The 10,852-nt window shown below is 32.4% G+C and carries 15 protein-coding genes and 1 pseudogene; 3 read left to right on the plus strand and 13 right to left on the minus strand.

Annotated elements, in window-relative coordinates; translation table 11 throughout:
• Window positions 1-292 (plus strand): annotated as a pseudogene (locus IDG64_RS05680) (transposase); the annotation flags it as partial.
• A 112-nt stretch (window positions 293-404) separates the two neighbouring features.
• Here IDG64_RS05680 and IDG64_RS05685 read toward each other — a convergent pair.
• From IDG64_RS05685 to IDG64_RS15485, 12 genes are all read right to left on the minus strand, one after another.
• Window positions 405-1,895, minus strand: coding sequence for a S41 family peptidase (locus IDG64_RS05685; protein WP_000342125.1), 1,491 nt, complete (start codon window positions 1,893-1,895; stop codon window positions 405-407).
• A gap of 191 nt (window positions 1,896-2,086) precedes the next feature.
• Window positions 2,087-2,308, minus strand: a complete 222-nt coding sequence (locus IDG64_RS05690) for a YozE family protein (protein ID WP_000801007.1) — start codon at window positions 2,306-2,308, stop codon at window positions 2,087-2,089.
• The gene (locus IDG64_RS05695) at window positions 2,308-2,808 is read right to left on the minus strand and encodes a PTS sugar transporter subunit IIA (protein WP_000473652.1); all 501 of its coding nucleotides are present in this window, start codon (window positions 2,806-2,808) and stop codon (window positions 2,308-2,310) included. The genes IDG64_RS05690 and IDG64_RS05695 overlap by 1 nt, the downstream gene beginning before the upstream one ends.
• Window positions 2,809-2,819: 11 nt before the next feature.
• Entirely contained in the window at window positions 2,820-3,248 is a 429-nt protein-coding gene (msrB, locus tag IDG64_RS05700; protein ID WP_000913315.1) for a peptide-methionine (R)-S-oxide reductase MsrB, read from the minus strand.
• A complete protein-coding gene (gene msrA / locus IDG64_RS05705) occupies window positions 3,241-3,774 on the minus strand; it encodes a peptide-methionine (S)-S-oxide reductase MsrA (protein ID WP_000159902.1) in 534 nt (177 codons plus the stop codon). The genes msrB and msrA overlap by 8 nt, the downstream gene beginning before the upstream one ends.
• An 85-nt stretch (window positions 3,775-3,859) precedes the next feature.
• Complete coding sequence (gene fakB2, locus IDG64_RS05710; RefSeq protein WP_000166059.1) at window positions 3,860-4,699, minus strand: fatty acid kinase binding subunit FakB2; 840 nt, start codon at window positions 4,697-4,699, stop codon at window positions 3,860-3,862.
• A gap of 14 nt (window positions 4,700-4,713) precedes the next feature.
• Window positions 4,714-5,193, minus strand: coding sequence for a dihydrofolate reductase (locus IDG64_RS05715; RefSeq protein ID WP_000175746.1), 480 nt, complete (start codon window positions 5,191-5,193; stop codon window positions 4,714-4,716).
• A gap of 199 nt (window positions 5,194-5,392) precedes the next feature.
• Window positions 5,393-6,349 carry a thymidylate synthase gene (locus IDG64_RS05720; protein WP_000934895.1) on the minus strand — a complete coding sequence of 319 codons (957 nt, stop codon included), beginning with the start codon at window positions 6,347-6,349 and terminating at the stop codon, window positions 5,393-5,395.
• A gap of 423 nt (window positions 6,350-6,772) precedes the next feature.
• Window positions 6,773-7,210: a bacilliredoxin BrxA gene (brxA, locus tag IDG64_RS05725; RefSeq protein WP_000995287.1), complete on the minus strand. Its 438-nt coding sequence runs from the start codon at window positions 7,208-7,210 to the stop codon at window positions 6,773-6,775.
• A gap of 15 nt (window positions 7,211-7,225) precedes the next feature.
• Window positions 7,226-8,350 (minus strand): virulence factor, encoded by a 1,125-nt coding sequence (locus IDG64_RS05730; protein ID WP_000404645.1) that lies wholly within the window; start codon window positions 8,348-8,350, stop codon window positions 7,226-7,228.
• Window positions 8,351-8,387: 37 nt separating this feature from the next.
• On the minus strand, window positions 8,388-8,639 hold the full coding sequence (locus tag IDG64_RS05735; protein ID WP_000691942.1) for a NifU N-terminal domain-containing protein: 252 nt from the start codon (window positions 8,637-8,639) through the stop codon (window positions 8,388-8,390).
• A gap of 11 nt (window positions 8,640-8,650) precedes the next feature.
• Window positions 8,651-8,845, minus strand: coding sequence for a zinc-finger domain-containing protein (locus tag IDG64_RS15485; RefSeq protein WP_001795441.1), 195 nt, complete (start codon window positions 8,843-8,845; stop codon window positions 8,651-8,653).
• A gap of 244 nt (window positions 8,846-9,089) precedes the next feature.
• Between IDG64_RS15485 and IDG64_RS05745 the strand changes: the two genes are divergently transcribed.
• Window positions 9,090-9,794, plus strand: a complete 705-nt coding sequence (locus IDG64_RS05745; RefSeq protein ID WP_000282171.1) for a queuosine precursor transporter — start codon at window positions 9,090-9,092, stop codon at window positions 9,792-9,794.
• A 64-nt stretch (window positions 9,795-9,858) separates the two neighbouring features.
• Here IDG64_RS05745 and IDG64_RS15490 read toward each other — a convergent pair whose 3' ends face one another.
• Window positions 9,859-9,990, minus strand: a complete 132-nt coding sequence (locus IDG64_RS15490; RefSeq protein WP_000529136.1) for a hypothetical protein — start codon at window positions 9,988-9,990, stop codon at window positions 9,859-9,861.
• A 402-nt stretch (window positions 9,991-10,392) separates the two neighbouring features.
• Between IDG64_RS15490 and IDG64_RS05750 the strand changes: the two genes are divergently transcribed.
• The gene (locus IDG64_RS05750; protein ID WP_001062943.1) at window positions 10,393-10,794 is read left to right on the plus strand and encodes a ribonuclease HI family protein; all 402 of its coding nucleotides are present in this window, start codon (window positions 10,393-10,395) and stop codon (window positions 10,792-10,794) included.
• Window positions 10,795-10,852: the final 58 nt, after the last annotated feature.

Genomic DNA, 10,852 nt, shown 5'->3' on the forward strand with positions numbered 1-10,852 from the left:
TCGAATGATGTGGTTAGCTCAAAATCAAACACCTTCTTATAAAACTATTAATCGTTTTAGAGTAAATCCTAATACTGATGCATTAATTGAATCTTTATTTATCCAGTTTCATAGTCAATGTTTAAAGCAAAATCTTATTGATCATAATTCAATTTTTATTGATGGTACAAAAGTAGAAGCTAATGCCAATAGGTATACATTTGTGTGGAAGAAAAGTATTCCAAATCACGAATCGAAATTGAACGAAAATTCAAAAACACTATATCGTGACTTAGTTGAAGAAAAGCTGATTTCTATCAAATAATTAATAGAAATCAGCTTTTTTACATTGCCTAAGAACTTAATGTTCCAGCCTGAGCGTGTCATTAACATAATAATAATACAATTTTAGTAGTGTGTATCGCTTATTTTAAAATATTAATCAACTTATCGAGAACATCATCATGTTTATTAGCTTTTTCAACTAATAACTCAGTAAATTTATTATTCGTTTCTTTATTAAATTCACCAGTTACCTCAAGTTTATTCGCTTGTTGGAAAGCTTTAACTTGATTTTCTAAAGCTTTATCAAATTGCGTTGATTCATTATCAACTTTATAACCTAAAGCTGATAAACCAATTTTAATAGTTTTAATATTTTTATCATCGTCTCCAACTTTAAATGTTTTCGTATTAGGAATGACATTTAAAGATTGATATTTAGGTGTGTCAATAGTAACGTCTGGTTTAATGCCTTTACCGTGAATATAATGACCATCTGGCGTTAACCATTTCATTTCAGTATATTTTAACAATGAACCATCCTTAAACTCTCTTGTAGTTTGTACGACACCTTTGCCGAATGTTTTTGACCCATAAACTTTAGCTTTATTATAGTCTTTTAGCGCACCAGTAAACACTTCAGAAGCGCTAGCTGAACCTTCATTCACTAAGATGGATATATCCATGTCTTTCGCTTCTTTTAACGCATCATTAGAAGTTTGAATTGCTTCAGTATCTTTACCTTTTTCTAGTTTAACAACAGTTTTTCCTTTATCGATAAAAATATTTGCCATTTTAACAGCTTCATCTAGTAGTCCACCTGGATTATTTCTTAAATCTAAAACAATCTTTTTCAAACCATCTTTGTGAGCTTTTAGAACTGCATCTTTCAATTCACCTGATGTATCATTCTGGAATTTATTAATAGTAATAACTCCAACTTTACCTTTTTTCTTATACTCAACACTTTTAACATGAATTTTTTCACGTTTAATCTTAACGTCTTTTTCTTCACTACCTCGTTGAACAGTTAAAGTGACTTCAGTGTTTTCTTTACCACGAACATCTTTGACAACTTCATCTAATGCTTTACCTTTAATTGATTTTCCATTTACTTTAGTAATGACATCTTTAGGACGAATGCCAGCACGTTCTGCTGGAGATCCCTTCATAGGACTAGTAACCATAATTTGATCATTTTTCTTTTGCATTTCTGCACCAATACCTACAAAATCACCTGAAACACCTTCATTAAAGGATTTCGTTTGTTCTTTTGTTAAATATTCAGAATAAGGATCTTTTAATTCTTTGACCATGCCATCAATTGCAGCTTTACTTAACTTGTCAGAGTCCTGTTTTTTGTAATAATCACTATTTAAGATTTTATACACATTTTCAATTTTATTTAAGTTTGCTTGATCAGTTTTGTTTAAACCACTTATTTTTTGATTTATAAAAATATATGCAACAACTGTGATGACAGCTGTTATTAGGATTGTACCAATTAATATTGATATGAATTGCCAACGTTTTAAGTGAACGCGTTTCGATGAATTAGTTTCTTGGTCTTGATTGCTTGTTGCAATTTCAGCGCGTTCATCATCGGATGAAGATGTGTGTTGCTTATCATCCATTGTATCACTTCCTTATTATGTATTATGTACTTTTAAATTCTGTGTAGTTAATCATATCAATTTATGCAAGATAGCGCACCATATTTCACTATAATTGATTAATTTTTAGTCACAACTTAGTTTATTTTAAATTAAAACCAGGATAACGAATTGCATCACCCTGGTTCTAACTATTATTATTAAAAATTATATTAAAATTTTAGCCATTCCGTATATTCTTCATATAAATCATCAAATACAGACATTGGCAATGTGAAATCACCATGTGTCTCAATATAATCAGACAGTATGTTAAAATCATCATCGTGTTTTGGGAAAGCAAGATCGTCAAATATCTCTTCTGCTAGACGACCTTTATCGTCGTGTCGACCACGAACTGTCATGACAAATTGATAAAACGAATAGTTTTTCATTAGTTCATTGTCACATCAATCACTTTTGTTTCACCTTTAATCACAGCATTTTCATCATAAATATTAATTGAAGCTGCTTGATCAGTGTTAGTAATTATAATTGGTGAAATTACAGATTTAGCGTTATTATTAATATATTCAAGGTTGAATCTTACTAATGGATCTCCGACGTTAACTTCGTCACCACTAGACACTAACACTTCAAATCCTTCACCGTCTAATTGAACTGTGTCTAAACCGATATGAACTAATAATTCTAATCCGTTATCTGCTTTTAACCCAATCGCATGCTTAGTTGGAAAGACATTGTCAACACGTCCTGCAATTGGAGACACAACTTCTCCTTCAGTTGGATTAATACCAAAACCTTCGCCCATCATTTTTTGTGCGAATACAGGATCTGGAATATCTTCAATTTTCACGAATTCTCCAGTTAATGGTGCATAAATTGCGATATCTTTCTGAACTTCTTTGCCTTTTCCGAATAATTTTTTAAACATACTTTCCACTCCTACTTATCAAAATGTGATATTAAATCGCCATAACCCAATTCTTCTAACTTTTCATATGGAATAAATTGAATTGCAGCGGAATTGATACAGTATCTTAAGCCGCCACTTTCTTTAGGTCCATCATTAAAGACATGTCCTAAATGACTATTTGATTCTTCTGAACGCACTTCAGTTCTCAACATACCAAATGATTTGTCGACTAATTCTATAATTTCATCGTCATCAAGCGCTTTGGAAAAGCTAGGCCATCCACATTCAGAATGAAACTTTTCTTCAGATGTAAATAAAGGTTTACCAGAAATTTTATCTACATAAATTCCTTTAGCAAAATGATTCCAATATTCATTCATAAATGGTGGTTCAGTGCCGTTTTCTTGTGTAACAATATATTCTATATCTGTTAGTTCACTTTTATCTTTTTTAAGCATTTTGATTCCCCCAATGTGATTCTATAAACGCTTTTCTACCTGAACCACGTTGATATTGGTAATAATGTACCGGGTTCTTTTTGTAATAATCTTGATGGTAGTCTTCAGCTGGATAGAAATTTTTATATGGTTTAATAGGTGTAATCACTGGTTTCTTGAAAATACCTTGTTCATTTAATTGTTGCTTTTTAAACTCAGCAGCCTTTTTCTGATGTTCATCATGATAGAAAATGACTGGTTGATAGCTTTCGCCTCTATCGAAAAATTGCCCTTGATCATCAGTTGGGTCAAATGTTTTGAAATATATGTCTAATATATTTTCAAAGGAAGTAACCTCTGGATCAAACGTAATTTGTACTGCTTCGACATGGCCGGTTTGATTCGTACATACCTGTTCATAAGTTGGGTTGTCAACATGACCGCCACTATAACCAGATACGACTGACTTGATGCCTGGATATGATGTAAATGGTTTAACCATGCACCAGAAACATCCTCCTGCTAATGTTGCATATTCTTTTGTCATATGAATTACCTCCTCTATCTATCTAATTATAAATTTAGTCTATAAAGGATTGAAATGGAAGTAATTAACACTGAAAAGATTAAATTTACTTCTTAAGGACTACGAGGCCAATCGCACCTTGACCAGTATGTGCAGAAATAACTGGTGTAGTTACATTTATATCGTAATTATTCACATGAAAAGCTTCATTAAAAACTTTCTTCAATTTATCAACATATTCAATGACGTTAGCATGTGCGACACCAATGGATTTGATTTCATGATCTCCTATAAATTCAGCAATTTCCTTTTTCAAGTATTGGATACTAGAATTTTGAGTTCTCGCATTGTGCACAAGCTCTAAGCGACCATCATCTAGTGTACCAATTGGTTTAATTTTCATAAGATTACCAATCAAACCTTTTGTTTTACTAATTCTGCCACCTTTAATTAATTGATTCAATTGCCCTATAACTACAAATAATTTAATGTTTTCTCTTAAATGATTTAACTTTTTAACTATTTCAGAAGTTGAGACACCTTCTTTTACAAGCTCTACTAGGTGTTGTATTTGATACCCTAAACCAAAAGAAATAGATTTTGAATCAATAACAGTTACATTAGCATCTACCATTTGACTTGCTTGGTAAGCAGTGTTATATGTACCACTTAATCCTGAAGAAAGATGAATACTTATGATTTCAGAGCCATCTTTTCCTAGTTCTTCATAAGCAGATATAAATTCACCTATGGCTGGCTGACTTGTCTTTACATCTTCATCATTTTCAATATGATTAATAAATTCTTCTGATGTAATATCTACTTGGTCAACGTATGAAGCTCCTTCAATAGTTAAACTTAAAGGAATTACATGAATGTTGTTTGCTTCTAAGTATTCTTTAGATAAATCGGATGTTGAGTCTGTTACTATAATCTGTTTTGTCATGGTCGTTTTCCCCCTTATTTTTTACGAATTAAATGTAGAAAGGTATGTGGAATTGTATTTTTCTCATCTAGTTTACCTTCAACTGAAGAGGCAACTTCCCAGTCTTCAAATGTATAAGGTGGAAAGAACGTATCACCACGGAATTTACCTTCAATAACAGTAATATACATGTCGTCCACTTTATCAATCATTTCTTCAAATAATGTTTGCCCTCCAAATATGAAAACATGGCCCGGTAGTTGGTAAATATCTTCAATAGAGTGAATTACATCAACGCCCTCTACGTTGAAACTTGTATCTGAAGTAAGTACAACATTTCGACGATTCGGTAGTGGTTTACCAATCGATTCAAATGTCTTACGACCCATTACTAAAGTATGACCTGTTGATAATTTTTTAACATGCTTCAAATCATTTGGTAGGTGCCAAGGTAATTGATTTTCAAAACCAATTACTCGTTGCAAGTCATGTGCAACTAGAATGGATAAAGTCATAATTATCCTCCTTCTTCTATCATTTCATTTTTTATTACTAAGTTATCTTTAATTTAACACAATTTTTATCATAAAGTGTGATAGAAATAATGATTTTGCATAATTTATGAAAACGTTTAACACAAAAAAGTACTTTTTTGCACTTGAAAATACTATGATGTCATTTTGCTGTCTATATGGTTAGCTAACTATGCAATGACTACACTGCTATTGGAGCTTTTATTGCTGGATGTGATTTATAGTCAACAATTTCCAAATCTTCATAATTTATGTCGAAAATAGACTTGTCACTGTTAATTTTTAATGTTGGAGGATTGAAGCTTTCACGTGCTAATTGTGTTTGAATCGCATCAATATGATTTGAATAAATATGTGCATCTCCAAATGTATGCACAAATTCTCCTACTTCAAGTCCACATTCTTTGGCAATAAGGTGTGTCAATAAAGCGTAGCTTGCGATATTAAATGGCACACCTAAAAAGATATCTGCGCTACGTTGGTATAACTGGCAACTTAACTTACCATCTTGGACATAAAACTGGAACATGGTATGACAAGGCGGAAGTGCCATTGTATCAATTTCTGTTGGATTCCATGCAGATACGATGTGTCGTCTTGAATCTGGATTATGCTTAATTTGTTCAATTACTGTTTTAAGTTGATCAAAATGATTACCATCTTTATCAACCCAATCTCGCCATTGTTTACCATAAACATTTCCTAAATCACCGAATTGCTTCGCAAAAGTATCATCTTCAAGAATACGTTGCTTAAATTGTTTCATTTGTTCTTTATATTGTTCGTTAAATTCAGGATCACTCAATGCACGATGCCCGAAATCTGTCATATCTGGACCGTTATACTCGTCTGATTTTATATAATTTTCAAAAGCCCATTCGTTCCAAATATTATTATTATATTTTAATAAGTATTGGATGTTTGTATCTCCTTTAATGAACCATAATAATTCGGTTGCTACTAATTTAAAAGAAACTTTCTTTGTCGTTAATAGTGGAAATCCTTTAGATAAGTCAAAGCGAAGTTGATGACCAAATTTCGAAATCGTACCTGTATTTGTGCGATCATTTCGTGTATTTCCTATTTCTAAAACTTCTTCACAAAGACTGTGATATGCTGCATCAAATGAATTCAACATATGCGATAACACCTCATTTTCATTATTTATAGTATGTATATTTAGTTTGATATAACTTAATTTTATGTAGCATTTTGTTATCACTCATTTTAGGAATATGATATTAATATCATGAATTCCGTTACTTTATTTATAAAATGCTGATTAAGTACCTACCACATCGTAACGTGATATATGTTTCCAATTGGTAATTGTTTACCCAAATCTATAACTTTAATGCTAAAAAATTTTAAAAAAGAGGTTAACACATGATTTGAATATTATGTTTGATGTCCTATTAAAACAGTTAAATTTCTAGAAAATATAGTTGGTAAAAACGGACTTTATTTAACAAATAGAATACAACTATATTCTCTATTTTCAATGACAGACACCATTTTTAATATTATAAAATGTGTTAACCTTTATATTTATTTATGTGTACTATTTACAATTTTCGTCAAAGGCATCCTTTAAGTCCATTGCAATGTCATTAATATCTCTACCTTCGATAAATTCTCTAGGCATAAAATAAACTAAATCTTGACCTTTGAATAAAGCATACGAAGGACTAGATGGTGCTTGCTGAATGAATTCTCGCATTGTAGCAGTTGCTTCTTTATCTTGCCCAGCAAAAACTGTAACTGTATTTGTAGGTCTATGTTCATTTTGTGTTGCAACTGCTACTGCAGCTGGTCTTGCTAATCCAGCTGCACAGCCGCATGTAGAGTTAATAACTACAAAAGTAGTGTCATCAGCATTTACTTGGTTCATATACTCCGATACTGCTTCGCTCGTTTCTAAACTTGTAAAACCATTTTGAGTTAATTCGCCACGCATTTGTTGCGCAATTTCTTTCATATAAGCATCATATGCATTCATATTTAATTCCTCCAATTAAATTGTTCTGTTTGCCATTTGTTTCCATACTGAACCAAGTGCCTCATCTCCGTTTTCAATACGAGATATGGCCATTTCAATTTGTAATTTAACTTCAAACGCATTGTCATTAATATGGGCTTTTAGTGCGGGAAGCTGCTCTGCATTACCTTCATCAAAGATAAACATAGCAGCACGCCACCTAACGATTTTCTGTGGATCATCTAATAGTAGCACCATTTCTGGTAGTGCCTCTGGATACCCTAAATCGCTTATGCAATCCCCTGCTGTTCTTCTTACAGCAGGACTTTTATCACGAAGCCCCTTATATAAATACGGTAAAATTTCTTTACTTTCAATCATACCTAATAATACAATCGCTTGACGTCTAACCGGTACTTTTTCATCAGATAAAGCTAAATCAAGTAGCGGTATATCTTCAAAAGTCGGCTTTGGAAAATGGTTTAACATTCGTAATCGAGTCTTCCAATTATCAGTTGCATGATATTCATCCAAAGAGACATGTCGATAGAAATGATAATTATTAGTTGCGTGATTTTCTTCTAAAGCATGTTTTACCAATACGGGTAACTGTGATTCTGGATAGGTAGCTAGCACTTCTTCTAGGACACCATCCATTACTTCTTCAATATTTCCATAGCGATTTCCTAAATCTAGCCATTTACGCATAAAAACAATATTGTCATGTGCTGTTTGCGCTTGAGTCATATGATCAACATATGTTTGTGGTAATTGTTCTCTTAATTCTTGGTCAGCAGAAGTTAGCTTAATTTGATACGGTATACCCTTAAAAGTTAATAATTCAGCTTTAATTTCACCAAAATGATTGTCAATTTGAGGTTCATTTACAGATTCTAAAACCTTATTCGCATCAGAAAAAGCAGCTTTAATATCAGGTAATATGACTTCCCAATCAGCTTTTGGTGCCTTATCAACAGCTAAGAAGTTCATGACATGAAAAATGGAAGTGATACCATCTATAGATAACAACTGATTTATAAATCTTGGTTGTGTTTCTTCTACTTTTTTATAAGTATTAGATAACTTGTCTTCTCTTGTATATGACAAAACAACTTTCATTGTATTTGGACTTGGTGTTGGCTCTATACGTAAAATTTCCATATACTTTATTCCCCCCGAATACTAGTTGATGAAAAATTTATTCGAATACAGCCTCTACTTTTGGCAATACTGTTTCCCAATTTGCGTCATTTTCTTTATCTACTGAAATAAAGTCCATAACATGGAAAATTGATTTAACGCCTTCAACCTTTAAGATGTCATTAATAAATGCTGGCTGTGAATCATCAACTTTAGTATACGTATCTGATGTCATACCTTCTCTGCTTTCACTAAGTGTAATCTTCATTGTGTTGTGGTTCGGTGTTTCTGATATAGATATAATTTTCATTTGACTTCCTCCTATTGAAGTTCATTTCCTAATTGTTTTATTTCTTTCCCTATTGAACACTCATTGATACAAAAATGATGCGCCTTCGTTTTCCCCTCTAATTTACGCAGACGAGTTTTGATTGGACATTGATTGCAATAAGTATTCATTAAATCATCTATTTTCGCGAGTGCATTTTGCTCTGAAAAAGTTAAAATACGCGACACTTCCTTTATTACTTCAAAATATTGCAACCTTGTAAATAAGTGTTACTGTTTTAAATTTGACATAAAAATATTATAACATTTTTGACCCTAAGATTTGAATGAAACCTTTTACAATTCTATACGTAAAATGTATTTATATTCAAATGCTATTGCATCGCAAACGATTTTTCAGTAAAATGAGTAAGTTATTTATTGAGCGGTTTCTAAACACCCGCATGATCAAAATTTAGGAGGACATTTTAATATGTATAATGAAATTTTAGGACTAGTTACGTTTATTGCAACGTTCGTACTTATGGTACTTATGTATCGCTTTTTTGGTAAACAAGGTTTAATTGCATGGGTTGCAATTGGCACAATCATTGCCAACATACAAGTGATTAAAACTGTAGAAATCTTTGGTATTTCAGCAACTTTAGGTAATGTCATGTTTGCTTCTATTTATTTAGCAACAGATATATTAAACGATATTTATGGGCGTAGAGTTGCAAAAAGAGCAGTTTGGTTAGGCTTTTCATCAACATTAATTATGATTATTGTTATGCAATTGTCATTACATTTTATTCCTGCACCAGAAGATATGGCACAAAAAGCATTACACGCAATCTTTGATGTTGTGCCACGTATTGCTTTAGGCTCAATCGTCGCATATATTATTGGTCAACATATTGATGTATTTATCTTTTCACTAATTAAAAAAGTATTTAGTTCTGATAAAACGTTTTTCATCCGTGCATATGGTAGTACATTTTTAAGCTCAATAATTGATACAGCTTTATTTGTAGCTATCGCTTTTATCGGAAGTTTACCTGGTACAGTTGTATTTGAAATATTTATTACAACTTACGTATTAAAATTAGCTTCAACAGTTTTCAATGTACCATTTGGATATATTGCTAAATCATTTTATCGTAAAGGTAAGATTGATAAGTTAGATCAAGGCTATTAACGCACTTACTACACAAAAGAATAAGTTTTAAGGGAGTGGGACAGAAATGATATTTTCGCAAAATTTATTTCGTCGTCCCACCCCAACTTGCATTGTCTGTAGAAATTGGGAATCCAATTTCTCTTTGTTGGGGCCCATCCCCAACTTGCACATTATTGTAAGCTGACTTTTCGTCATCTTCTGTGTTGGGGCCCACACCCCAACTCGCATTGCCTGTAGAATTTCTTTTCGAAATTCTCTGTGTTGGGGCCCACACCCCAACTCGCATTGCCTGTAGAATTTCTTTTCGAAATTCTCTGTGTTGGGGCCCCTGACTAGAATTGAAAAAAGCTTGTTACAAGCGCATTTTCGTTCAGTCAACTACTGCCAATATAACTTCGTAGAGCATAGAACATTGATTTATGTCCCAGCCTGAAGATGATTTTTTTAGGAAGTATATTACAGTACTACGTATTAGAAAATCATCTTTTAATCAGCGAGTATTTTAAACACGTGTTACTTATTTAAGTGATGCGTGTTTTTTAATGGATTATCCAACATATTTTGTATTACAGTAATAGTAACTTTAACTAAGTATTGAATAGAAAGTAGGTTTATTATGGCGAAAATAAATTTTGATGCTGCGACGAAAGGAAATCCAGGCATAAGTACATGTGCCATTGTAATCAAAGAAGATGAGCAGCATTATACATATACACATGAGTTAGGCGAAATGGATAACCACACTGCAGAATGGGCTGCTTGTATCTATGCATTGAAACACGCCCGTGAATTAAACGTTAGCAATGCGTTGTTGTACACTGACTCTAAGTTAATTGCGGATAGTGTTAACGCTGGTTATGTAAAAAATGCAAAATTTAAACCTTATTTTGATCAATTGGAAATATTTGAACAAGATTTTGATTTATTATTTGTTAAATGGATTCCGAGAGAACAAAACAAAGAAGCGAATCAACACGCACAGCAAGCATTGTACAAATTAATTAAAAAGAACAAATAAAAGGAGCACCGACTGACATAATTTCAATCGGTGCTCCTCTTTTTATCGAAGAAACAAA

This window comes from Staphylococcus sp. EG-SA-15 (genome assembly GCF_017151895.1).
GTDB classification, from domain to species: domain Bacteria; phylum Bacillota; class Bacilli; order Staphylococcales; family Staphylococcaceae; genus Staphylococcus; species Staphylococcus aureus.